This is a genomic window from Streptomyces sp. NPDC048254, assembly GCF_043201895.1.
Taxonomy (GTDB): Bacteria; Actinomycetota; Actinomycetes; order Streptomycetales; family Streptomycetaceae; genus Streptomyces.
This window is the reverse complement of the sequence record NZ_JBICZJ010000006.1, coordinates 131,341-154,704: the sequence shown is the minus strand read 5'-3', so window position 1 is coordinate 154,704 and position 23,364 is coordinate 131,341. Positions and strand designations below refer to the sequence as shown.

Annotated in this window: 26 protein-coding genes and 1 riboswitch; of the genes, 24 read left to right on the top strand and 2 right to left on the bottom strand. The window is 69.7% G+C overall.

Annotation, left to right across the window (positions count from 1 at the left end; genetic code table 11):
- Nucleotides 1-229 precede the first annotated feature (229 nt).
- The 16 genes from rpsP to ACGFZQ_RS18685 all read left to right on the top strand — a co-directional run bounded on the left by rpsP (nt 230) and on the right by ACGFZQ_RS18685 (nt 12,559).
- On the top strand, nt 230-649 hold the full coding sequence (rpsP, locus tag ACGFZQ_RS18760) for a 30S ribosomal protein S16 (protein WP_089098502.1): 420 nt from the start codon (nt 230-232) through the stop codon (nt 647-649).
- A gap of 5 nt (nt 650-654) precedes the next feature.
- Entirely contained in the window at nt 655-894 is a 240-nt protein-coding gene (locus tag ACGFZQ_RS18755) for an RNA-binding protein (RefSeq protein ID WP_014176063.1), read from the top strand.
- 103 nt (nt 895-997) lie between these two features.
- The gene (gene rimM / locus ACGFZQ_RS18750) at nt 998-1,540 is read left to right on the top strand and encodes a ribosome maturation factor RimM (protein ID WP_393841303.1); all 543 of its coding nucleotides are present in this window, start codon (nt 998-1,000) and stop codon (nt 1,538-1,540) included.
- Nucleotides 1,541-1,543: 3 nt separating this feature from the next.
- Nucleotides 1,544-2,377, top strand: a complete 834-nt coding sequence (gene trmD, locus ACGFZQ_RS18745; RefSeq protein WP_393841302.1) for a tRNA (guanosine(37)-N1)-methyltransferase TrmD — start codon at nt 1,544-1,546, stop codon at nt 2,375-2,377.
- A 139-nt stretch (nt 2,378-2,516) separates the two neighbouring features.
- Nucleotides 2,517-2,867: a 50S ribosomal protein L19 gene (rplS, locus tag ACGFZQ_RS18740; RefSeq protein WP_351739329.1), complete on the top strand. Its 351-nt coding sequence runs from the start codon at nt 2,517-2,519 to the stop codon at nt 2,865-2,867.
- A gap of 83 nt (nt 2,868-2,950) precedes the next feature.
- Nucleotides 2,951-3,646 carry a signal peptidase I gene (gene lepB, locus ACGFZQ_RS18735; RefSeq protein ID WP_393841301.1) on the top strand — a complete coding sequence of 232 codons (696 nt, stop codon included), beginning with the start codon at nt 2,951-2,953 and terminating at the stop codon, nt 3,644-3,646.
- Nucleotides 3,639-4,727 (top strand): signal peptidase I, encoded by a 1,089-nt coding sequence (gene lepB / locus ACGFZQ_RS18730; protein ID WP_351739324.1) that lies wholly within the window; start codon nt 3,639-3,641, stop codon nt 4,725-4,727. The genes lepB (ACGFZQ_RS18735) and lepB (ACGFZQ_RS18730) overlap by 8 nt, the downstream gene beginning before the upstream one ends.
- Nucleotides 4,618-5,646, top strand: a complete 1,029-nt coding sequence (gene lepB / locus ACGFZQ_RS18725) for a signal peptidase I (protein WP_393841300.1) — start codon at nt 4,618-4,620, stop codon at nt 5,644-5,646. Before lepB (ACGFZQ_RS18730) ends, lepB (ACGFZQ_RS18725) begins: the two co-directional genes overlap by 110 nt.
- A gap of 91 nt (nt 5,647-5,737) precedes the next feature.
- Nucleotides 5,738-6,523, top strand: coding sequence for a signal peptidase I (gene lepB / locus ACGFZQ_RS18720; RefSeq protein ID WP_393841299.1), 786 nt, complete (start codon nt 5,738-5,740; stop codon nt 6,521-6,523).
- Nucleotides 6,513-7,037 carry an NUDIX hydrolase gene (locus ACGFZQ_RS18715; protein ID WP_351739316.1) on the top strand — a complete coding sequence of 175 codons (525 nt, stop codon included), beginning with the start codon at nt 6,513-6,515 and terminating at the stop codon, nt 7,035-7,037. Before lepB (ACGFZQ_RS18720) ends, ACGFZQ_RS18715 begins: the two co-directional genes overlap by 11 nt.
- A 56-nt stretch (nt 7,038-7,093) precedes the next feature.
- Nucleotides 7,094-7,402 carry a DUF2469 domain-containing protein gene (locus ACGFZQ_RS18710; protein ID WP_003965949.1) on the top strand — a complete coding sequence of 103 codons (309 nt, stop codon included), beginning with the start codon at nt 7,094-7,096 and terminating at the stop codon, nt 7,400-7,402.
- Between the two features lie 152 nt (nt 7,403-7,554).
- On the top strand, nt 7,555-7,926 hold the full coding sequence (locus ACGFZQ_RS18705; RefSeq protein WP_351739314.1) for a YraN family protein: 372 nt from the start codon (nt 7,555-7,557) through the stop codon (nt 7,924-7,926).
- 1 nt (nt 7,927) lies between these two features.
- Nucleotides 7,928-9,553, top strand: a complete 1,626-nt coding sequence (locus ACGFZQ_RS18700; protein ID WP_393841298.1) for a YifB family Mg chelatase-like AAA ATPase — start codon at nt 7,928-7,930, stop codon at nt 9,551-9,553.
- Nucleotides 9,550-10,698: a DNA-processing protein DprA gene (gene dprA / locus ACGFZQ_RS18695; protein WP_393841297.1), complete on the top strand. Its 1,149-nt coding sequence runs from the start codon at nt 9,550-9,552 to the stop codon at nt 10,696-10,698. Before ACGFZQ_RS18700 ends, dprA begins: the two co-directional genes overlap by 4 nt.
- Before the next feature lie 322 nt (nt 10,699-11,020).
- A complete protein-coding gene (whiG, locus tag ACGFZQ_RS18690) occupies nt 11,021-11,863 on the top strand; it encodes an RNA polymerase sigma factor WhiG (RefSeq protein WP_351739306.1) in 843 nt (280 codons plus the stop codon).
- A 138-nt stretch (nt 11,864-12,001) separates the two neighbouring features.
- A complete protein-coding gene (locus tag ACGFZQ_RS18685; protein WP_393841509.1) occupies nt 12,002-12,559 on the top strand; it encodes a TetR/AcrR family transcriptional regulator in 558 nt (185 codons plus the stop codon).
- A gap of 106 nt (nt 12,560-12,665) precedes the next feature.
- On the opposite strand, the gene ACGFZQ_RS18680 is transcribed toward ACGFZQ_RS18685, so the two are convergent.
- Nucleotides 12,666-13,241, bottom strand: coding sequence for a murein hydrolase activator EnvC family protein (locus ACGFZQ_RS18680; protein ID WP_393841508.1), 576 nt, complete (start codon nt 13,239-13,241; stop codon nt 12,666-12,668).
- A 293-nt stretch (nt 13,242-13,534) separates the two neighbouring features.
- Here ACGFZQ_RS18680 and rpsB point away from each other — a divergent pair, with 293 nt between their 5' ends.
- From rpsB to ACGFZQ_RS18650, 6 genes are all read left to right on the top strand, one after another.
- The gene (rpsB, locus tag ACGFZQ_RS18675) at nt 13,535-14,467 is read left to right on the top strand and encodes a 30S ribosomal protein S2 (RefSeq protein WP_393841296.1); all 933 of its coding nucleotides are present in this window, start codon (nt 13,535-13,537) and stop codon (nt 14,465-14,467) included.
- 180 nt (nt 14,468-14,647) lie between these two features.
- Entirely contained in the window at nt 14,648-15,493 is an 846-nt protein-coding gene (tsf, locus tag ACGFZQ_RS18670; protein WP_393841295.1) for a translation elongation factor Ts, read from the top strand.
- 208 nt (nt 15,494-15,701) lie between these two features.
- Nucleotides 15,702-16,460, top strand: coding sequence for a UMP kinase (gene pyrH / locus ACGFZQ_RS18665; RefSeq protein WP_362572195.1), 759 nt, complete (start codon nt 15,702-15,704; stop codon nt 16,458-16,460).
- Between the two features lie 145 nt (nt 16,461-16,605).
- Nucleotides 16,606-17,163, top strand: a complete 558-nt coding sequence (frr, locus tag ACGFZQ_RS18660; RefSeq protein WP_089098486.1) for a ribosome recycling factor — start codon at nt 16,606-16,608, stop codon at nt 17,161-17,163.
- Nucleotides 17,163-18,506, top strand: coding sequence for a phosphatidate cytidylyltransferase (locus ACGFZQ_RS18655; RefSeq protein WP_393841294.1), 1,344 nt, complete (start codon nt 17,163-17,165; stop codon nt 18,504-18,506). The genes frr and ACGFZQ_RS18655 overlap by 1 nt, the downstream gene beginning before the upstream one ends.
- A 158-nt stretch (nt 18,507-18,664) precedes the next feature.
- Nucleotides 18,665-19,906, top strand: coding sequence for a cytochrome P450 (locus ACGFZQ_RS18650; RefSeq protein ID WP_393841293.1), 1,242 nt, complete (start codon nt 18,665-18,667; stop codon nt 19,904-19,906).
- A gap of 498 nt (nt 19,907-20,404) precedes the next feature.
- Here ACGFZQ_RS18650 and ACGFZQ_RS18645 read toward each other — a convergent pair whose 3' ends face one another.
- The gene (locus ACGFZQ_RS18645) at nt 20,405-20,578 is read right to left on the bottom strand and encodes a hypothetical protein (protein ID WP_393841292.1); all 174 of its coding nucleotides are present in this window, start codon (nt 20,576-20,578) and stop codon (nt 20,405-20,407) included.
- 330 nt (nt 20,579-20,908) lie between these two features.
- Here ACGFZQ_RS18645 and rlmN point away from each other — a divergent pair, with 330 nt between their 5' ends.
- Entirely contained in the window at nt 20,909-22,015 is a 1,107-nt protein-coding gene (gene rlmN / locus ACGFZQ_RS18640; RefSeq protein ID WP_393841291.1) for a 23S rRNA (adenine(2503)-C(2))-methyltransferase RlmN, read from the top strand.
- Between the two features lie 24 nt (nt 22,016-22,039).
- Nucleotides 22,040-22,147, top strand: a riboswitch (TPP riboswitch).
- An 80-nt stretch (nt 22,148-22,227) separates the two neighbouring features.
- Entirely contained in the window at nt 22,228-23,331 is a 1,104-nt protein-coding gene (locus tag ACGFZQ_RS18635; RefSeq protein ID WP_393841290.1) for a thiamine ABC transporter substrate binding subunit, read from the top strand.
- The last annotated feature ends 33 nt before the right edge of the window (nt 23,332-23,364 follow it).

Below are 23,364 nucleotides of genomic sequence, written 5' to 3'. Positions count from 1 at the left end.
GACGTACCTCACCTTCGCGCCGGGTGCGCCTCCGGCATGCCCGGGGCCTCTCACCTCGCCGTCGGCCAAAGCGGCCCGCAGGGTGTGGCACAATGGCTAGCTGTACTCGACAGCCGCACAGGACCCCTCTCTCCTCCGGCTGACGCGTCCATCGGGCACTCGGGTACCGCAACCCCACGCGGCAACCTCGCCGTGCCCAAACACGTCAAATCCAGGAGAACCCACTCCCGTGGCAGTCAAGATCAAGCTGAAGCGTCTGGGCAAGATCCGTTCGCCTCACTACCGCATCGTCATCGCCGACTCCCGCACCCGTCGTGACGGCCGTGCGATCGAGGAGATCGGCAAGTACCACCCGACCTACAACCCGTCGGTCATCGAGGTGGACGCCGACCGCGTCGCGTACTGGCTCGGTGTCGGCGCCCAGCCGACCGAGCCCGTCCTCGCCATCCTGAAGAAGACCGGTGACTGGCAGAAGTTCAAGGGCGAGCCCGCCCCGGCGCCGCTGCTCGTCGCCGCGCCGAAGGCCACGCGCCCGTCGTTCGAGGCGCTCGGCGGTGACGACGAGGGCAAGGGTGAGGCGATCACCCAGAAGAAGAAGGCTGAGAAGAAGGACGAGGCCGCGGCTGAGTCCGAGTCGACCGAGGCCTGAGCAGCATGCTCGAAGAGGCGCTTGAGCACCTCGTGAAGGGCATCGTCGACAACCCCGACGATGTGCAGGTCGCCTCGCGCAACCTGCGCCGTGGGCGCGTGCTGGAGGTCCGGGTGCACCCCGACGACCTCGGCAAGGTGATCGGTCGCAACGGCCGTACCGCCCGTGCCCTGCGCACCGTCGTGGGCGCCATCGGCGGTCGTGGCGTCCGCGTCGACCTCGTCGACGTGGACCAAGTCCGCTGACGCTTCATCGCAACCGGCTCGGGCCGGGGAGGGCCACTGGGCCGTCCCCGGCCCGTAGTCGTATGGCTGGCCGTATGAGTCGCAGGACAGGAGAGCAAGCACAGTGCAGCTGGTAGTCGCACGGATCGGCCGCGCCCACGGCATCAAGGGCGAGGTCACCGTCGAGGTACGTACCGACGAGCCGGAACTCAGGCTCGCACCCGGCGCCGTACTCGCCACCGATCCCGCCGGCGTGGGACCGCTCACCATCGAGACGGGCCGCGTGCACAGCGGCCGTCTGCTCCTGCGCTTCGAGGGCGTCAAGGACCGCACCGGCGCCGAGGCCCTGCGCAACACCGTCCTGATCGCCGAGATCGACCCGGACGAGCTGCCCGAGGACCCGGACGAGTACTACGACCACCAGCTCATCGACCTGGACGTGGTCACCGAGGACGGCACCGAGGTCGGCCGGATCACCGAGGTCTCGCACCTGCCCTCCCAGGACCTCTTCATCGTCGAGCGCCCCGACGGCAGCGAGGTGATGATCCCGTTCGTCGAGGAGATCGTCACCGAGATCGACCTGGAAGAGCAGAGGGCCGTCATCGCGCCGCCGCCGGGCCTGATCGACGACCGGGCCGAGATCGATTCCTCGCGGGAAGAGTCGTAAGAGATGCGCCTCGACGTCGTCACGATCTTCCCCGAGTACCTGGAACCGCTGAACGTCTCGCTCGTCGGCAAGGCACGCGCGCGTGGGCAGCTCGACGTGCGGGTGCACGACCTGCGGACCTGGACCTACGACCGGCACAACACGGTCGACGACACCCCGTACGGCGGCGGACCCGGCATGGTCATGAAGACCGAGCCCTGGGGTGACGCCCTCGACACCGTCCTCGCCGACGGCTACGAGACCGGCGCGCACGCCCCCGCCCTGATCGTGCCCACCCCCAGCGGCCGCCCCTTCACCCAGGAACTCGCGGTCGAACTCTCCGAGCGGCCGTGGCTGATCTTCACGCCGGCCCGCTACGAAGGCATCGACCGGCGGGTCATCGACGAGTACGCCACCCGGATGCCGGTCCACGAGGTGTCCATCGGCGACTACGTGCTCGCCGGCGGCGAGGCGGCCGTACTCGTCGTCACCGAGGCCGTGGCCAGGCTGCTGCCCGGGGTCCTCGGCAACGCCGAGTCGCACCGGGACGACTCCTTCGCGCCCGGCGCGATGGCCAACCTCCTGGAAGGGCCCGTCTACACCAAGCCACCGGAGTGGCGGGGGCGCGACATCCCGGAGGTGCTGCTCAGCGGCCACCACGGGAAGATCGCCCGCTGGCGCCGCGACGAGGCCCTGAAGCGCACGACCGCGCACCGGCCCGACCTGATCGAGCGCTGCGAGCCCAAGGCGTTCGACAAGAAGGATCGCGAGATGCTCTCCATCCTGGGCTGGGAACCGGACCCGGAGGGGGAGCCCCACGGCCGATTTTGGCGCCGGGCCCACGGCATGGAAGAATAGGCGGCTGTTGCTGTGAACCGTCCGGTGTGCGCCCCTGCCACAGGGGGAGACGACGCCCACCCCGACGGCACGGCCCACCTCCGAAGAACATCTAGTTCCCGTTGATGACCTGTGGCATCAGCGAAGAAAGCAGACGAAAATGTCTCACCTGCTCGACACCGTCGACTCCGCGTCGCTGCGCAGCGACGTCCCGGACTTCCGCCCGGGTGACACCGTCAACGTCCACGTCCGCGTCATCGAGGGCAACCGCTCCCGTGTGCAGCAGTTCAAGGGCGTTGTGATCCGCCGCCAGGGCAGCGGTGTCCGCGAGACCTTCACGGTCCGCAAGGTCTCCTTCTCCGTCGGCGTCGAGCGCACCTTCCCGGTGCACACCCCGATCGTCGAGAAGATCGAGTTCGTCACCCGTGGTGACGTGCGTCGCGCCAAGCTCTACTACCTGCGCGAGCTGCGCGGCAAGGCCGCGAAGATCAAGGAGAAGCGCGCCAACTGAGCGCGCGCGACGACGCTCGTGAGCCGTGGGCGAGCGAGCCGCCAAGAAGGTGTCTTACCGGGGCCGGATAACATCTGGCCCCGATGGACACCGAAGCACAGCCGACGGAGCGCGACCGCTCCTCCAGCCCCGAACCAGAGGCCGTGGAGGACCGGTCGCGTTTTGCGTTCCTGGCGCGGGTCACCGACTGGCTGCCGGGCGGCTGGATCACCCTGACCCTCTTCGCCTGCCTGGCGTTTTTGCTCGTCCTCAACGCTTTCGTGGCGCAACCATTCCAGATTCCCAGCGGATCCATGGAACAGGGATTGAGGATCGGGGACCGAGTTCTCGTAAATAAGTTGGCGTACCGTTTCGGTGCCGAGCCGCGCCGGGGCGATGTCGTCGTGTTCGACGGCACCGGGTACTTCGGGGACGCCGACTACATCAAACGCGTTGTCGGTGTGGGAGGAGACCGTGTGGTCTGCTGCGACAAGGAGGGGAGGATCGAAGTGAACGGCCGGTCGGTCGACGAGACCGCGTTCCTCTATCCCGGGGACACCCCGTCCACCGTGCCCTTTTACGTTGAGGTTCCAGACGGCACGCTCTTCGTCCTCGGTGACCACCGCAGCGACTCCAGCGACTCCCGCGACCATCTGGGCTCGCCCGGCGGCGGCATGATCCCCGTCAAGGACGTGATCGGCCGGGCCGACTGGATCGTCTGGCCGTACGCCCACTGGACCCACCTCACCCGTCCCGCCGCCTACGCGCGCGTGCCGGCGGCGGGAGGGACTCATGGGTAACCGCGGCAAACCGCGCGGCGTGCCCACGGACGCCACCGCCAATCTGCTGCCCACCGGGGTCCGGCGCTCCTCCGCCCCGTCCAGCGGCCGGTCCCGCGCGGAGCGGCGCAAGCTGCAGCGCAAGGTCAAGCGCAAGCGCCGGCGCGGCGCGATGCGGGAGATACCGCTGCTGGTCGGCGTGGCCGTCCTGATAGCCCTGGTGCTGAAGACGTTCCTCGTCCAGGCCTTCGTGATCCCCTCGGGTTCGATGGAGCAGACGATCCGGATCGGCGACCGGGTCCTGGTCGACAAGTTCACCCCGTGGTTCGGCTCCAAGCCGCACCGCGGTGACGTCGTCGTCTTCCACGACCCGGGCGGCTGGCTGGCCGACGAACAGACCACCAAGACGAACGACCCGATCGTCGTCAAGCAGATCAAGGAAGGGCTCACCTTCATCGGTCTGCTGCCCTCCGCCAACGAGAAGGACCTCATCAAGCGGGTCGTCGGCGTCGGCGGCGACCACGTCAAGTGCTGCGACGCGCAGGGCCGGGTCACCGTCAACGGCGTACCGCTGACCGAGGGCGACTACCTCTATCCGGGGAACGTGCCGTCCGCCACCGAGTTCGACATCACCGTCCCGCAGGGACGGCTGTGGGTGATGGGCGATCATCGCGGCAACTCGGCCGACTCAAGGGCGCACCAGGACACCGACTACGGCGGCACGGTCCCGGTGAGCCTGGTGGTGGGCCGGGCCAAGTGGATCGGCTGGCCGTTCGGGCACTGGGCCTCGCTGGACGAACCTAAAACCTTCGCAAGCGTTTCCAACTCCGTGTCGGGGTCGACCGCGGCTCCCCGGCTGTCGCATAGGGTTGCCTCCGACGATCCGAACGGATACATCCAACTCCCGAGCCCTGCGGAACTCCCGCTCGTTATGGGAGTGGTGGGTCTGCGCCGGGGATGGCGCGGGCGGCGGCACGGAGTAAGGAGTTGGCGTGGGGGATGTGGCGGTTGGCGCACGGTCGGGACACGACGGCGAGGAGCACAGCGGGCGCCCCGTGGAGAATGTCCCCCCCGTCGACGGTGGTTCCACCTCAGGGAATGACGGTGGGCCGACCGGGGACGGCGGTCCGGCGGACGGTCCGTACCCCGGCGGTGGCGGCGGGAACACGGACGGGGGTGCGGGCGACTCGGCTGCGCCCGCACCGAAGAAGCCCCGCTCCTTCTGGAAGGAGCTGCCGATCCTGATCGGTATCGCGCTGGTGCTGGCGCTGCTGATCAAGACGTTTCTGGTGCAGGCGTTCTCGATTCCGTCGGACTCGATGCAGAACACCCTCCAGCAGGGTGACCGGGTCCTGGTCGACAAGCTCACCCCGTGGTTCGGCTCCAAGCCGGACCGTGGCGAGGTCGTCGTCTTCCACGACCCGGACGACTGGCTGGCGGGCGAGCCCACGGCCCAGCCGAACGCGATCCAGACCTTCCTCAGCTGGATCGGCCTGATGCCGTCCGCCGAGGAGAAGGACCTCATCAAGCGGGTCATCGGCGTCGGCGGCGACACCGTCTCCTGCAAGAACAGCGGCCCGCTCATGGTCAACGGCCATGCGCTGAACGAGCCGTATGTGTATCCGGGCAACACCCCGTGCAGCGTCGACGACCAGGGCGGCCAGTTCACGGTGAAGGTGCCCAAGGGCTACATCTGGGTGATGGGCGACCACCGCCAGAACTCCCGCGACTCGCGCTACAACCAGTCCGACAGCCACCACGGCATGGTCCCGGTCAAGGACGTCGTCGGCCGCGCCATCGTCAAGGCCTGGCCGATCAACCGCTGGGGCACCCTGCCGGTCCCGGACACCTTCGACCAGAGCGGCATCAACACGCAGTCGTCCGCCGCGGCCTCCCTGACGGTGGCCCCGGAGGGCGTGGCCGTCGCGGCCGTCCTGCCCATCGTGGTGTGGCGCCGGCGGCGGGGCGACCGGATCGAGTCGAAGTCCGGGAAGCGGCCGGCGGCCGCGGGCAAGCGCTGACCCACCCGTGTGAAACCCTTGGGGAGCTTGTGACCAGGGGCGGGGAAGAAGGGCTGCCCCTGCCCGGTACCGCCGGGTAGGGTGCGGCCTCATGGGTGGCGAGAGCACGATACGTACGGCCCCGCGCAGCGGAGGCACCAGCGCCGGCGCGGCGCAGACCGGCAGCACGCTCGGAAATCGCTTGTCCGGGATCGCCGTCGCGCTGGGCATCGTCCTGTTCCTCGGCGGGTTCGCCTGGGCAGCGGTGGTCTACCGGCCGTACACCGTGCCCACCAGTTCCATGACACCGACGATCGACGCCGGGGACCGGGTCCTCGGCCAGCGCATCGACGGCAGCGAGGTACGCCGGGGAGACGTCGTGGTCTTCCATGACACGAGCTGGGTCTCCAACGCGGACGTCGTCAAGCGTGTGGTCGCGATCGGCGGCGACACCGTCGCCTGCTGCACGAACGGCAAGCTGACCGTCAACGGCAAGCAGATCGACGAACCGTATCTGCCGGCGGGCAGCCTGGCCGAGCTCCAGGGCTTCCCGACCGTCACCGTCCCCAAGGGCCGGCTCTTCCTCCTCGGCGACGAGCGCCAGGGCTCCCTGGACTCCACCGCCCACCTCACGGACGCGGCGAAGGGCACCGTGGCCCGCAGCGCCGTGCGTGCCCGCGTGGACTCCGTCGTCTGGCCCATGAAGGGCCTGCTCAAGCGCCCGACCGGATTCGAGACGCTGGGCGCCCTCTCCCAGCCGGGTCCGCTGCGGATCATCGAGTTCATGATCGTGGGCGGTGCCGTGCTGGTCCTCGCCGGCGGCGCGTACGGCCCGATCGCCGGCCTGCTGGGCCGCTCCCGTGCCCGTGGCCGTACGGAGCCCGCCGGTGCCCGCTGAGGCGCTGCCGGAGGGCACCCCGCGCGCCCCGCGCAAGGTGGCCCGGGTGGTCCTCCTGGACCCCGACGACCGCATCCTGCTCCTGCACGGCCATGAACCGGACGACCCGGCCGACGACTGGTGGTTCACGCCCGGCGGCGGACTGGAGGGCGACGAGACCCGTGAGCAGGCCGCGCTGCGGGAACTCGCCGAGGAGACAGGCATCACGGACGTCGAACTCGGCCCACTGCTGTGGCGGCGGATGTGCTCCTTCCCGTTCGCCGGCAGCCGCTGGGACCAGGACGAGTGGTACTACCTGGCCCGGACGGCGCATACGTTTGAGGTGAAACCCGAGGCCACAGCCCTGACCGAGCTGGAGCGGCGCAGTGTCGTGGGAGCGCGTTGGTGGACGTGCCGGGAACTGACCCGGGCACATGAGACGGTGTATCCGACCAGACTCGCCGAGCTGTTCCGTAGGCTGCTCGACGAAGGTCCCCCCGTCAGGCCCGTCACCCTTGACACGGAAATCGTCTAGGGGCGCGCGGGACTGGCGCACAATGGTGGGATCGCACGGCTGAAGGGGAACATGCCATGAGCGCCGAGGACCTCGAAAAGTACGAGACCGAGATGGAGCTGAAGCTCTACCGGGAGTACCGCGATGTCGTCGGTCTGTTCAAATACGTGATCGAGACCGAGCGGCGCTTCTACCTCACCAACGACTACGAGATGCAGGTGCACTCGGTCCAGGGTGAGGTGTTCTTCGAGGTGTCCATGGCGGATGCCTGGGTCTGGGACATGTATCGCCCGGCCCGCTTCGTGAAACAGGTTCGCGTGCTTACGTTCAAGGACGTGAATATCGAGGAGCTGAACAAGAGCGATCTGGAGCTTCCGGGCGGCTGAGCGAGGCTTCGAGGGCGGCTTGGCATCAGCTTCGAGGGCGGCTCGGGATCACTCGTGTGAGTGACGGAGTTGTCCACAACCGCTGAGTAACCCACCAAGATCTACTTCTGGGTCGGGGATGCGTGATGGTTGGCGCCGGAGGTGGTGCCGACATGAACACGAATCGGGCACGCAGTGCACTCGGCAAGTACGGCGAGACGCTGGCCGCGCGGCGGCTGACGGAGGCCGGTCTGACGGTCGTGGAGCGCAACTGGCGCTGCGGCAGGTCGGGCGAGATCGACATCGTGGCGCGGGACGGGGACGTCCTGGTGGTCTGCGAGGTCAAGACCCGGCGGGCGGGGCTCTTCGAACACCCCATGGCCGGGGTGACCCCCGAGAAGGCGGAGCGGCTGCGCGGCCTCGCCGAACACTGGATCCACGCACACGGAGGAGCACCGCCGGGCGGCGTCCGCATCGACGTGATCGGCGTGCTCCTGCCGCAGCGCGGGGCGCCCGTGGTCGAGCACGCCCGGGGGGTGGCGTGAGATGGGGTTCGCGCGGACGTGCTCGGTGGCGCTGGTGGGCGTCGAGGGCGTGGTGGTCGAGGTCCAGGCCGACCTGGAACCGGGAGTGGCGGCGTTCACGCTGGTGGGGCTGCCGGACAAGAGCCTGACGGAGAGCAAGGACCGGGTACGGGCGGCGGTGGTGAACTCGGGGGCGGCCTGGCCCTCGAAGAAACTCACGGTCGGGCTGAGCCCGGCATCGGTGCCGAAGGCGGGCTCGGGTTTCGACCTCGCCATCGCGTGCGCCGTGCTCGGGGCCGCCGAGCGGATCGACCCGAGGGTGCTGTCCGACATCGTGATGATCGGGGAGCTGGGTCTGGACGGGCGGGTGCGTCCGGTACGGGGCACCCTGCCGGCGGTGCTGGCGGCGGCCGACGCCGGTTACGAGCAGGTCGTCGTGCCGGAGTGCGCCGCCACCGAGGCCGCGCTGGTCCCCGATGTCTCCGTGCTGGGTGTGCGCAGCCTCCGGCAGCTGATCGCGATCCTCGCGGACGAGCCGGTGCCCGACGAGGAGCCTGACGAGCCGGGGCGCCCCGATCCGCTGCTCGCCGGCCTGCGGGTGCCGGGCTCGGGCGCGGCGACCGGGATGCACAGTGCGGGAGCCGCACAGCAGGACCACGGCCACGACCTGGCCGACGTCGTGGGCCAGCTCTCGGCCCGGACAGCCGTCGAGGTGGCGGCGGCGGGCGGCCACCACCTCTTCCTGGAGGGGCCGCCGGGTGCGGGCAAGACCATGCTCGCGGAGCGGCTCCCGGCCGTGCTGCCCCGGCTGACCCGGGAGGAGTCGCTCGAAGTCACTGCGGTGCACTCGGTGGCGGGACTGCTGCCACCGGGCAAACCCCTGGTCGACGTCGCCCCCTACTGCGCCCCGCACCACTCGGCCACCATGCAGGCCCTGGTCGGCGGTGGGCCCGGAATCGCCCGTCCCGGAGCGGTTTCGCTCTCTCACCGGGGTGTTCTCTTCCTGGATGAGACCCCGGAATTCACCACCCAGACGCTGGACGCGCTACGGCAGCCACTGGAGGCGGGCCATGTCGTGATCGCGCGCAGCGCGGGCGTGGTGCGGTTCCCGGCGAAGTTCCTGATGGTGCTCGCGGCGAACCCGTGCCCTTGCGGGCGGTTCTCCCTCGCCGACGACTTCTGCGAGTGTCCGCCCTCGGCCGTCCGCCGGTACCAGGCCCGGCTCTCCGGCCCGCTGCTCGACCGGGTCGACCTGCGCGTACAGGTGGACCGGGTCACCCGGGCCCAGCTCACCGAGCGGGGCATCCGCGGCGAGTCCACGGCGGTGGTCGCCGACCGTGTGCGCGCGGCCCGGGAGCGGGCGGCCCTGCGCCTCGCCGGCACCCCCTGGCGGACCAACAGCGAGGTGCCCGGCCGAGAGCTGCGCAGCCGCTGGCATGCCGTGCCGGGAGCCATGGACGAGGCCGAGCGCAACCTGGAGCGGGGCGTGCTGACCGCCCGCGGTCTCGACCGCGTCCTGCGCGTCGCCTGGACGGTCGCCGACCTCGTCGGCCACGACCGCCCGGACGCGACGGACGTGGCTCTGGCGCTGCAGTTGCGTACCGGAGTCCCGCGTGGCGTGCCGATGGTCATCGGGGCGCTGACATGACCGATGACCTCACCCTGCTGGCCCGGGTCTTCCTCGCCCGGGTCATCGAGCCCGGTGACGAGGTGGCCGGACGGTGGATCCGGGAGCGGGGCGTGCACGAGGTGGTCCACCGGCTCAGAAGGGCCGGCGAAGCCCTGCCGGGCATCAGCGGGAAGCGGTGGGCGGGGCTGCTCGCCCGGGCGGAGCAGGCCGATCCCCGCGCGGACCTCACCTTCGCCCAGCAGGCCGGAGCACGTTTCGTCGCCCCCGGTGACACCGAGTGGCCCACCCAGCTCGACGATCTCGGGGACGCCCGCCCCCTCGGGCTGTGGGTGCGGGGGCGGCCCAGTCTGCGGATGTGGGCGCTGCGGGCCGTCGCGGTCGTCGGCGCGCGGGCCTGTACCGAGTACGGGGCGCACATGGCGGCCACCCTCGCCGCGGGACTCGCCGAGCGCGGCTGGGTGGTGGTGTCCGGCGGTGCCTATGGCGTGGACGGGGCCGCCCACCGCGGCGCCCTCGGTGCCGGCGGCGCCACCGTCGCGGTGCTGGCCTGCGGGGTCGACCGGCCCTACCCGCGGGGGCACACCGAGTTGATCGGCAGGATCGCGGAACAGGGTCTGGTGGTGGGGGAGTTGCCGCCCGGTGAGCATCCGACGCAGAGCAGATTCGTGCTCCGCAACCGGGTGATCGCGGCCCTGACCAGGGGAACCGTCGTCGTGGAGGCCGCCCACCGCAGCGGCTCGCTGGTCACCGCACGGGCGGCACAGCGGCTCGGCCGGTTCACCATGGGCGTGCCCGGCCCGGCCACCAGCGGCCTCTCGGCCGGAGTGCACGAATTACTGAGAGGAGAGGCCGTCCTCGTCACGGACGCCGCGGAGGTCGTCGAACTCGTGGGCGACATGGGCGAACTGGCACCGGCCAGACGCGGTCCCGTCCTCCCGCGTGACCTGCTGGAACCCGCCGCCCGGCGGATCCTGGCCGCCCTGCCCGGGAACCGGACGGCGTCACCCGAAGAGGTGGCACGGGGCGCTCAGACGTCCGAGGACGAGGCTGTCGCGAGGCTGTACGAACTCCGAGCACTTGGTTACGTCGAACGACACGGCGACGGCTGGAAGTTGACACGCCAGGCGATGATCTCGGTCCAAGGGGGTCGGAGTCGGCGCTGACCGAGCGTGTTCGGCCGTCCGGGGGAACCCCCGACGCCCTTGGGAATTCCCGGAGTTGACACCTCCGGCCGATCACGCAGAGCGACGTGCCGGGCGCGGCCGGACGCGCCGTACAGGGGGTTCACGCAGGGGTGGAGCCCCGGTGTTCGCACACCGCGACTCCTCAGTCACGCTACGCTCACGAAAGCCCTGACGCAGACCGCGCCAACCGGCACCGGACCGACACCGCGACCAACCCGCACCCTTCACCCCCACTCACCCCCCTTCACGGCACATCACAGCACTTCCTGGCACTTCACGGCAGAACGGCACAAGGCGACGAATGCCCCAGCACACCTCCGGGTCCGACCGGGCGGCGATCCCCTCAGCCGCCCGCGACGGTGGCAGCGTGCGGCCGCCCGCTCCCTCGACGCTCGACGAGCTGTGGCGGTCGTACAAGGCGACGGGGGACGAGCGGCTGCGGGAACAGCTGATCCTGCACTACTCGCCGCTGGTGAAGTACGTGGCGGGACGGGTGAGCGTCGGTCTGCCGCCCAATGTGGAGCAGGCCGACTTCGTCTCCTCCGGGGTGTTCGGGCTCATCGACGCGATCGAGAAGTTCGACGTCGACCGGGAGATCAAGTTCGAGACGTACGCGATCACCCGGATCCGGGGCGCGATGATCGACGAGCTGCGGGCGCTGGACTGGATCCCCCGGTCCGTACGGCAGAAGGCGCGCAACGTCGAGCGGGCGTACGCCACACTGGAGGCCCGGCTGCGCAGGACGCCCTCGGAAGTCGAGGTGGCCGCCGAGCTCGGCATCGAGGTCGACGAACTCCATGCCGTCTTCAGCCAGTTGTCGCTGGCCAACGTGGTGGCGCTGGAGGAGCTGCTGCACGTCGGGGGCGAGGGCGGGGACCGGCTGAGCCTGATGGACACGCTGGAGGACACCGCCGCGGACAACCCCGTGGAGGTGGCCGAGGACCGGGAGCTGCGACGGTTCCTGGCGCGGGCCATCAACACGCTGCCGGAGCGGGAGAAGACCGTGGTGACCCTCTACTACTACGAAGGGCTCACACTCGCCGAGATCGGCAACGTGCTCGGGGTCACCGAGAGCCGGGTCAGCCAGATCCACACGAAGTCCGTGTTGCAGCTGCGGGCGAAGCTGGCGAGTTTCGGTCGCTGAGCGGCGGCTTCCGGCCGCGGGTCCGGAGATTCCGGGGCATGGCCGCCGGGGAGTGACCCGTGTCCCGGTGGTGCTGTCTCCCGTCCGGCGCGGCGCGTCCGTAGAGTGGTTGACGTGCCAAGGATTCGAGCGGCCTCCGTGGCCGAGCACCGGTCGATGCAGCGAGCCGCCCTGCTGGACGCGGCGCGGTCCCTCCTGTCCGAGGGCGGGACGGAGGCGCTGACGTTCCCCGCGCTCGCCGAGCGGACGGGACTCGCACGCTCGTCCGTGTACGAGTACTTCCGCTCCCGGGCCGCGGTGGTCGAGGAGCTGTGCGCGGTCGACTTCCCCGTGTGGGCGGCGGAGGTCGAGGCGGCGATGGAGCGCGCGGCTTCCCCCGAGGGCAAGGTCGAGGCGTATGTCCGGCAGCAGCTGGCGCTGGTCGGGGACCGGCGGCACCGGGCGGTGGTCGCGATCTCGGCGAGCGAGCTGGACGCGGGCGCGCGGGAGAAGATCCGGGCCGCACACGGCGGGCTGGTCGCGATGATCGTGGAGGCGCTGGGGGAGTTGGGCCATGCGCAGCCCCGGCTGGCGGCGATGCTGGTGCAGGGGGTTGTGGACGCGGCGGTACGGCGCATCGAACTGGGCGCGGCCGAAGACCCGACGGTGATCACCGACGCGGCCGTGTCCATGGCGCTGCGGGGCGTGCAGGGCTGAGAGGGGGCTCCCAGGCGGTCGGCGCGAGTGGAGCGCCCCTTCAGGGGGCGCGGGGAACTGCGCGACCAGCCCCCACTCACCCGCACGTGCGTCCCCTCCTCCGCAGTCACCCCTCCGGCAGCGGCACCCCCAGCACCGGCAGCAGTCTCGACGGACCCCCGTTCAGCAACCACGGCGGCAACAGCAGCAACGGGTCCACGTACACGTCTCCCCTGAGCAGCCCCCAGTGCACACACGCACGCGCACCACAGTGCGCACCCGGCCGCTCCACCGTGCCCACCACCTGCCCCGCCGTCACTTCCTCCCCCTTCCTCACCTGCGCCGTCACCGGTTCGTACGTCGTGCGGAGATCCGTCCCGGCGAGCAGCACCGACACCACGCCCCGCCCGGCCACCCGCCCCGCGAAGGAGACCCGGCCCGCCGCCACCGCCCGCACCTCAGCGCCGGGCGCGGTGCCCAGATCGACCCCGCGGTGCCCGGGGCCGTACACCGTCGCCGGCGGCTCCCAGCCCCGCAGGACCGGCGGCCGTCCCCCCACCGGCCAGGCGCGGCCGATCGCCGGGACCGTCGCGGGAGGGGGCGGGGGATCCTCCGCCCAGGCCACCGCCCGGCTCCAGGGCCAGGCCCAGGTCCCGGTCACCGCCAGGAGCAGCGGCACCGTCGCCGCCCACGTCCACCGCATCGTTCGTCGCATCGCCCACATGACCGAACCGTCCCGCAAACCGCCGATCATGGCCGGTACCTGTGGATTACTCACCGGTTGTGGACAGCGGCGTCACCCGGTACCTCGCGGGTCCCGTACACTTCCTTTGGCGATCCGGGTCACCGGGTCGACTTCGCACGCCCCGACACCAGGTCAGTAAAACGATCCGGGTCAGCGCTTCTCGGTCCTTCGTGGCACAGCGCAAACGGGCGTCAGGCGCGGGAGCCGTCCGGTACCCGCGGCACAACCGAGAAATTCAAGGAGATACGGCCATGGCCGTCGTCACGATGCGGGAGCTGCTGGAGAGCGGCGTCCACTTCGGTCACCAGACCCGTCGTTGGAACCCGAAGATGAAGCGCTTCATCTTCACGGAGCGCAACGGCATCTACATCATCGACCTGCTCCAGTCGCTGTCGTACATCGACCGCGCCTACGAGTTCGTCAAGGAGACCGTCGCCCACGGCGGCACGGTCATGTTCGTCGGCACGAAGAAGCAGGCGCAGGAGGCCATCGCCGAGCAGGCCACCCGCGTCGGCATGCCCTTCGTCAACCAGCGCTGGCTGGGCGGCATGCTCACCAACTTCTCGACCGTCTACAAGCGTCTGCAGCGCCTCAAGGAGCTCGAGCAGATCGACTTCGAGGACGTCGCCGCGTCGGGTCTCACCAAGAAGGAGCTTCTCGTGCTCTCGCGCGAGAAGGCCAAGCTGGAGAAGACCCTCGGTGGTATCCGCGAGATGTCCAAGGTGCCCAGCGCCGTCTGGATCGTGGACACCAAGAAGGAGCACATCGCGGTCGGTGAGGCCCGGAAGCTCAACATCCCGGTCGTCGCCATCCTCGACACCAACTGCGACCCCGACGAGGTCGACTACAAGATCCCGGGCAACGACGACGCGATCCGCTCCGTCACCCTGCTCACCCGCGTGATCGCCGACGCGGTCGCCGAGGGCCTCATCTCCCGTTCCCGTGTCGCCACCGGTGACAAGGGCGAGAAGGCCGCCGGCGAGCCGCTCGCCGAGTGGGAGCGCGACCTGCTCGAGGGCGAGAAGAAGACGGACGAGGCCGAGGTCCAGACCTCTGCCGAGACCGAGAAGGTCGCCGACGCCGAGCAGGCCGAGGCGCCGGCTGCCGCCGAGGCCGCTGTCGAGGCTCCGGCCGCCGAGGCCCCCGCCGCCGAGGCTCCGGCCGCGGACGCCGAGCAGGCCTGACCGTCCGGTGAAGCGTTGACGGTGGGGGCGGTGCGATGAAGTCCGCCCCCACCGTTCACCCGTAGGTCAGCCAACGGTCCGCGATCCACCCCTACAGGTGGAATCCACACATGGGATGCATGTGGATCGCAGACGCGCAGATCTTCGATCTTCCAGACTTCGAGAAAGACTTACAGACTCATGGCGAACTACACCGCCGCTGACGTCAAGAAGCTCCGCGAGCTCACCGGCGCCGGCATGATGGACTGCAAGAAGGCCCTGGACGAGGCCGAGGGCGATGTCGACAAGGCTGTCGAGGCGCTCCGTATCAAGGGCCAGAAGGGCGTCGCCAAGCGCGAGGGCCGCTCCGCCGAGAACGGCGCCGTGGTCTCGATCATCGCCGACGACAACTCCTCCGGCGTCCTCGTCGAGCTGAAGTGCGAGACGGACTTCGTCGCCAAGGGCGAGAAGTTCCAGGCCGCCGCCAACGCCATCGCCGAGCACGTCGCCAAGTCCACCTACGCGGACCTGGACGCCCTGCTCGCCTCCGAGATCGAGCCGGGCAAGACCGTCCAGGCGTTCGTGGACGAGGCCAACGCCAACCTCGGCGAGAAGATCGTCCTGGACCGCTTCGCGCAGTACGCCGACGGTTTCGTGCTCGCGTACATGCACCGCACGATGCCCGACCTGCCCCCGCAGATCGGTGTCCTGGTCGAGCTCGACAAGCAGACCGATGAGGCTGCTGCGATCGCCAAGGGCGTCGCCCAGCACATCGCCGCCTTCGCGCCGAAGTACCTCTCCAAGGAGGACGTGCCGGCCGACGTCGTCGAGTCCGAGCGTCGTATCGCCGAGGAGACCACCCGCGCCGAGGGCAAGCCCGAGGCCGCGCTCCCGAAGATCGTCGAGGGTCGTCTGAACGGCTTCTTCAAGGACGCCACGCTGCTCGGCCAGCCGTACGCGCTCGACAACAAGAAGTCGGTCCAGAAGGTTCTGGACGAGGCCGGTGTCACCCTGAAGCGCTTCACGCGCATCAAGGTCGGCATCTGAGTCCGTACCGCGATCGACGCGCGACCCGCGGGGAAATCCCGGTAGGGTCGGTCGACAGCAGTCGTCCGGGTACCCGGCCAGACCCAGGGTCGTGACGGACGGCAGCAGATCTGACGAGGAGGCCATTGCCGCGCATGGGCAGCGAAAAGCGACCCCACCGGCAATGGCCTTCTTCGTATGTGCACCACGTGAAAGAGGCGGGATCTCCATGACCACCAAGGCTCAGAAGAGCGACGACGGCAAAGTACGCGGCCGGTTTCTGCTGAAGCTGTCCGGAGAGGCGTTCGCCGGTGGCGGCGGCCTGGGCGTGGACCCCGACGTGGTACACAAGATCGCCCGTGAGATCGCGGCCGTCGTCCGCGACGGCGCCGAGGTCGCCGTCGTCATCGGCGGCGGCAACTTCTTCCGCGGCGCCGAGCTCCAGCAGCGCGGCATGGACCGGGCCCGCTCGGACTACATGGGCATGCTCGGCACCGTGATGAACTGCCTCGCCCTCCAGGACTTCCTGGAGAAGGAGGGCATCGACAGCCGGGTGCAGACCGCGATCACCATGGGCCAGGTCGCCGAGCCGTACATCCCGCTGCGCGCCGTGCGCCACCTGGAGAAGGGCCGCGTGGTCATCTTCGGCGCCGGTATGGGCATGCCGTACTTCTCCACCGACACCACCGCCGCCCAGCGCGCCCTGGAGATCGACGCCGAGGCGCTGCTCATGGGCAAGAACGGCGTGGACGGGGTCTACGACTCCGACCCGAAGAAAAACCCCGACGCCGTCAAGTTCGACTCCCTCGGCTACGGCGAGGTCATCACCCGCGAGCTGAAGGTCGCCGACGCCACGGCGATCACGCTCTGCCGCGACAACAAGCTGCCGATCCTGGTGTTCGAGCTGCTCGTGGAGGGCAATATCGCGCGGGCCGTCAAGGGTGAGAAGATCGGCACGCTGGTGGGTGACCAGGGCGGCCGGGCCTGACCGGCACCGCCTGACGCACCCTGACCGGGGGATGGACAATGTCCTGCCGGTCGGGAACCGTGCAGGAAACAAGACGCGACGCAGCCGGCCGCCGCCCGCACAGGAACCGCAGCCGGGCCTTACTCAAGACACGCAGGAGCAAGTGGTGATCGAAGAGACCCTCCTCGAGGCCGAGGAGAAGATGGAGAAGGCCGTCGTGGTCGCCAAGGAGGACTTCGCCGCGATCCGCACCGGCCGTGCGCACCCGGCGATGTTCAACAAGATCGTGGCCGACTACTACGGCGCGCCGACGCCGATCAACCAGCTGGCCTCGTTCTCCGTACCGGAACCGCGCATGGCGGTCGTGACCCCGTTCGACAAGACCGCGCTGCGCAACATCGAGCAGGCGATCCGCGACTCGGACCTGGGCGTCAACCCGAGCAACGACGGCAACATCATCCGTGTGGTGTTCCCGGAGCTCACCGAGGAGCGCCGCCGCGACTACATCAAGGTCGCCAAGGGCAAGGCGGAGGACTCCAAGGTCTCCATCCGCTCCGTCCGCCGCAAGGCCAAGGACGCCATCGACAAGCTGATCAAGGACGGCGAGGTCGGCGAGGACGAGGGCCGTCGCGCCGAGAAGGAGCTCGACGACACCACCGCGAAGTACGTCGCGCAGGTGGACGAGCTCCTCAAGCACAAGGAAGCGGAGCTTCTCGAAGTCTGATGAACGACTCATCCTGGGGAGCGCCGCCGCACGCCGGTCCGCAGGCCGGGCAGGCCGGATCACCGGCCGGGTACTGGGGTCCGACCGATCAGGGCACCGGCCAGGGGTACGACCAGGGTCCGGTCCAGGGCCAGGGGTACGCCGACGGTTCCGGCCGCGGTCAGGGGTACGACCATGCCCCCGGCCAGGGGTACGACCACGGCTATGCCCATGGCTATGACCAGGGGCATGTCCAGGGAGCCGCCCCGGCGGGTCCCGCGTACGATGCGCATGACGCGCAGCAGACTCGCCCCATGCCCATCGTGCCCGACGACGCACCACCGTACGGCGGAGACCAGGACGACGACCGGGGGGCCGCTCGGCTGAGCGGCCCCCTGTTCCGAGACGAGACGTTCCAGGACGGTACGTCCCGCGACGGCACGTACCGCAACGACACCTCGTCGGCGCAGCCTCTGCCCCATGCGGCGGCGCCGCAGAATCCGGAGCCCATGCCCGACGCCCCGCAGCCGGCGCCCGCGCCGCAGAAGAAGAGCGCGGGCCGGGACCTGGGTGCGGCCATAGGGGTCGGCGTCGGACTGGGCGTCGTGATCGTGGCGTCCCTGTTCGTCGTCAAGGCCGTCTTCGTCGGCGTGGTCGCGGTCGCGGTCGTGGTGGGCCTGTGGGAGCTGACCAGCCGGCTCCAGGAGCGCAAGGGCATCAAGGCGCCCCTGGTCCCGCTGGCACTGGGCGGCGCGGCGATGGTGGTCGCCGGCTACGCCCGCGGTGCCGAGGGTGCCTGGGTCGCCCTGGCACTCACCGGGCTCGCGGTCCTGGTCTGGCGGATGACGGAACCGCCGGAGGGCTATCTCAGGGACGTCACGGCGGGCCTCTTCGCGGCGTTCTACGTCCCGTTCCTGGCGACCTTCGTCTCGATGATGCTCACCGCCGACGACGGCCCCCGCCGGGTGATCACCTTCCTCCTCCTCACGGTGGTCAGCGACACCGGCGCCTACGCGGTCGGCTGGCGCTTCGGCACCCACAAGCTCGCCCCGCGCATCAGTCCCGGCAAGACCCGCGAGGGCCTGGTCGGCGCGGTGCTGTTCGCCATGGCCGCGGGCGCGCTGTGCATGCAGTTCCTGATCGACGACGGCACCTGGTGGCAGGGCCTGCTCCTGGGCCTCGCGGTCGCGGCCAGCGCCACCCTCGGCGACCTCGGCGAGTCCATGATCAAGCGGGACCTGGGCATCAAGGACATGGGCACACTGCTCCCGGGCCACGGCGGCATCATGGACCGCTTGGACTCCCTGCTGCCGACGGCTCCTGTGGTGTGGCTGCTCATGGTGCTCTTCGTCGGCAGCGGCTGACCCGCACCTGTCGTAGTCGAGCCCCCGTCCTTTGCAGGGCGGGGGCTCGTCGGCTTGTCGGCCCCGGATGGCGCAGCACAAATCGCATGGTCGGTACGGTGGGAGGCAGACTCCCTGTGAGGACGCTGTGTGTCCTCTGACGCGCAGGGAGTGTGCCCATGCCCCTAGACCCGGCCCCGGCCTCCACCCCGACCCCGACCCCGCCGCCTCCGGTGCGGTTCTGGCCCGTCGACGATCTACCCGCCCTCGACCCCGACCCGTTTCTCGACGAGATGCTGCGCGACGAACCGGTCACCCGGATCAAGCTCGCGCACGGCGAGGGGCACGCCTGGCTGATCACCCGGTACGAGGACTGCCGCTTCGTCACCTCCGACCCCCGCTTCTCCCGGGAACAGGTCGTCGGCCGCGACGTCACCAGCATGCGTCCGGAGCCCGTGGCCTCGCAGACGGCGGGCCTGCAGTACATCGACCCGCCCCGGCACAACCGGCTGCGCCGGGTCGTCGCCCGCGCATTCACCGGGCGGGCCATGCAGCGGCTGCGGCCGATGGCCGAGCGCAGGGCCGCCGAAATGCTCGACGTGATGGCGGCCGCCGGGCCACCGGCCGACCTCATGGAGCATCTGCACGGCCCCTTCCCGATCGCCGTCATCCGTGACTTCCTCGGCGTCGACGAGAAGGACTGGCACCGCTGGGCGGCGACCGGCGAGGCCCTGCTGTCCGCCGGCGCCGACTCCGAGGAGCGCGCCAAGGAGGCCGCCCGGACCACCCGGGCCCGGATCGCCGAACTGCTCCAGCACCGCCGCGAGGAGCCCCGCGAGGACCTCGCCGGAGTGCTGGCGCTGGCCACCGAGGCCGGCGAGATCACCGGCGACGAGGCGATCTCGCTGGCCACCGCCATCCAGGTCAGCGGCGGTCACGCGGTCCGCAACAACAGCGGCTCGATGATGTACGCGCTGCTCACCCACCCCCGTCACCTGGAGCGGCTGCGCCGCGAGCCGGAGCTGCTCCCCAAGGCCGTGGACGAACTCTTCCGCTACGTCCCGCACCGCAACGGTGTCGGCATCCCGCGGGTCGCCATCGAGGACGTCGAGGTCGGCGGCCGGCTGATCCGGGCCGGTGAGGTCATCTACAACGCGTATGTCGCCGCCAACCGCGACCCCGAGGTCTTCCCCGACCCCGACGACCTGGACTTCGACCGCACCAACGGCCCCCACCTGGCCTTCGGGCACGGTCCCCACCACTGCATGGCCGCCATCATGGCCCGTATGGAGGCCGAGATCATGATCGGCTCGGTCCTCACCCGCTTCCCCGGCATCCGCCTGGCCGTGCCTGCCGAGGAGGTCGAGTTCCAGCGCCAGGGCCTGATCCGCGGCCCGCGCACCCTGCCCGTGACGTGGTGACCGGGAGGACACCGACCTACCCGGTCTCCACCCCGGTCGGCCGATAGGGTGCCGCTGAGGCTTCGCTCACTCGGCGGGGGCAACTGTGATCGACGCATGGCGTCTCATACACGGCGACGAACTGGTGGGCACACTCACGGTCTACGGAGTGGACATGCCCGCTTTTCTCTTGCGACTTCAGCCCCGGCCCGGGCTGGGAACCGGTCCGGCCGCTCTTCGAAGCCAGGGCCGCGGTAAAGGGGCCGGATCCCGACGGAAGCCGGACGGCAATGACCCTCAAGCCGATCATCGACCTCGGGCTCACGCTCGTGCCGGTCACCGGCGGTGACACGGTCGACCGATTCTTCCTCCTTATCGAGGGCGGCAAGGCACGCTTGCGGTATTGAGGACGCTCACGGCGTACGCGATCTCCCGCATGGGTCAACTTTGGCGCGGTCGACGACGGCCGTCCGGAGCGACGGTCGCAGGCCACCCGATTGGATCTGACGGGTAGTGCGCTCAGTGCTTGAAGGAGCCCCTGGCCTGTTCTTTCGCGCCCCGCATCTTGCCCCGTGTTTCGAGAGCGGCGCCTTTTGCTGCGAGGGTTTCTTTGTGCACCGCGTGGGCCGCCTTCCGCACGGTCTTTCCGACGATCTGTTCTGCCTTTGCCTTGGCCCGTTCTCCGGCGCTCATCTCGGTACCTCCGTGGGGTCTCACTGACCGTGTGCCCATCGGGACAAAGGGGAAAAACCTCTGTGGGACGTGTTGGTAACGGACGGCCGGGGTCCCACAGGCCCGGCGGGGAGACGCCCGTCGATTTGGATCCGCTATGGACGGTCGACTCCGCGTAAGTGGACCGCAACGACGACCCCGGCAGCTCGGTCGGGGCGCGCAGCTCCCTCGGCTGGGCCGTCTCCGGGCCGTCCGAAGCCGTTCAGTCACGACTGGTAGCGACTACTAACGACAGTCGTCGCGAGCCGCAGCCCCAGGTCACCCAATTGGATCTGCGACACTGGTACAGCCATGCCTAAGCCCGGAGAACTTACTTTTGTCGCGCCGCGCGGAGCCAAGAAGCCGCCGCGGCATCTTGCCGATCTCACGCCTGCCGAGCGCAAGGACGCGGTGGCCGAGATCGGTGAGAAGCCGTTCCGTGCCAAGCAGCTCGCGCAGCACTACTTCGCGCGCTACGCGCACGACCCCGACCAGTGGACGGACATCCCGGCCGGCTCCCGGGACCGGCTGCGGGACGCGCTGTTCCCCGAGCTGATGACCGTCGTACGGCATCTGTCGACGGACGAGGGCACCACCCGCAAGACGCTGTGGCGGCTGTTCGACGGCACGCTCGTCGAGTCCGTGCTGATGCGCTACCCGGACCGGGTGACCATGTGCATCAGCTCGCAGGCGGGGTGCGGGATGAACTGCCCGTTCTGCGCGACCGGGCAGGCGGGCCTCGACCGGAACCTGTCCACCGCGGAGATCGTCCACCAGATCGTGGACGGGATGCGGGCGCTGCGGGACGGGGAGGTGCCCGGCGGTCCGGCGCGGCTGTCCAACATCGTGTTCATGGGCATGGGCGAGCCCCTCGCCAACTACAAGCGGGTCGTCACCGCCATCCGGGCGCTGACCGACCCGGCCCCGGACGGGCTGGGTCTCTCGCAGCGCGGGATCACCGTGTCGACGGTCGGACTCGTGCCGGCCATCCACCGGTTGGCCGACGAGGGACTCAAGTGCCGGCTCGCGATCTCCCTGCACGCCCCCGACGACGAACTGCGCGACACCCTCGTCCCCGTGAACACGCGGTGGAAGGTGCGCGAGGTGCTCGACGCCGGGTTCGAGTACGTCGAGAAGAGCGGGCGGCGGTTGTCGATCGAGTACGCCCTCATCCGCGACATCAACGACCAGGCGTGGCGGGGGGACCGGCTGGGCCGCCTCCTCAAGGGCAAGCCCGTGCACGTCAACCTCATCCCGCTGAACCCGACGCCGGGTTCGAAGTGGACCGCGTCGCGGCCCGAGGACGAGAAGGCCTTCGTCGAGGCCATCGCCGCGCACGGTGTGCCCGTCACCGTCCGGGACACCCGTGGTCAGGAGATCGACGGAGCCTGCGGTCAGCTCGCGGCCACCGAGCGGTAATCTGAGGGCCGCAGGTACATCTTCATATTCCGACAGGGGAGCGCCACAGCGCTGAGAGTGCGGCAATCGGGCCGCAGACCCTCTGAACCTCGCCCAGGTCATTCTGGGTAGGAAGTTCGGTCATCACTCAAGCTGTTGCGCCCTGCCCAGAAGATCAGATCCTCTGGGCAGGGCCGCGTCTCTTCCTGGTCAACCCCAGGAGGAAAACACCAGTGCACACAAGGACCTTCTTGGCCGCGGCCGTCGGGCTCGGCCTCGTCACGCTGTCCGCGTGTTCGTCGTCGGGTACCGGGACCGACTCCAAGACCGTCACCCTGGTCAGCCACGACTCATGGGCCGTCTCCAAGACCGTGCTCCAGGACTTCGAGAAGCAGTCCGGCTACAAGGTGAAGGTCCTCAAGGACGGCGACGCCGGCCAGGCCGTCAACAAGGCGATCCTGACCAAGGACAACCCGCAGGGCGACGTCTTCTTCGGCGTCGACAACACCCTGCTCTCCCGCGCTCTCGACAACGGTCTCTTCCAGCCGTACGAAGCCAAGGGCCTCGACCAGGTCGGCACGGACTACCAGCTCGACGTGGGCAAGCACCGGGTCACCCCCATCGACTACGGCGACATCTGCGTCAACTACGACAAGGCCTACTTCAGCAAGCACAAGCTGACCCCGCCCACCTCCTACGCCGACCTCGTCAAGCCGCAGTACAAGAACCTCCTCGTCACGGAGAACGCGGCCACCTCCTCGCCGGGGCTCGGCTTCCTGCTCGGCTCCGCCGCCGCGTACGGGGATGGGGGCACCTCCCGCTCGAGCGAAGCCGAGAGTGGGGGAGGCTGGCAGGGCTACTGGAAGAAGCTCAAGGACAACGGCGTCAAGGTCGTCGACGGCTGGGAGCAGGCCTACAACGAGGAGTTCTCCGGCTCGGCCGGCGGCAGGAAGGCGAAGGGCGACCGGCCGCTCGTCGTGTCGTACGCCTCCTCCCCGCCCGCCGAGGTCATCTACGCCGACCCGAAGCCCAGCACCGCGCCCACCGGCGTGGCGACCGGCACCTGCTTCCGGCAGATCGAGTTCGCCGGGCTGCTGAGCAACGCCAAGAACACCAAGGGCGGCAAGGCGCTCGTCGACTTCCTGGTCTCCAAGGAGTTCCAGGAGGACATGCCGTTGAACATGTTCGTGTACCCGGTGGTCAAGGGGGCCGCCGTGCCTGCCGAGTTCACGAAGTACGGTCCCGCCGCCCAGGACCCCGAGACCATGGCGCCCGACAAGATCGCCGCCAACCGTGACCAGTGGGTCAAGACGTGGACGTCACTCGTACTGAAGTAGCCGCGGCAGCCGGCAGGCGCGGGAGCGCGGCGC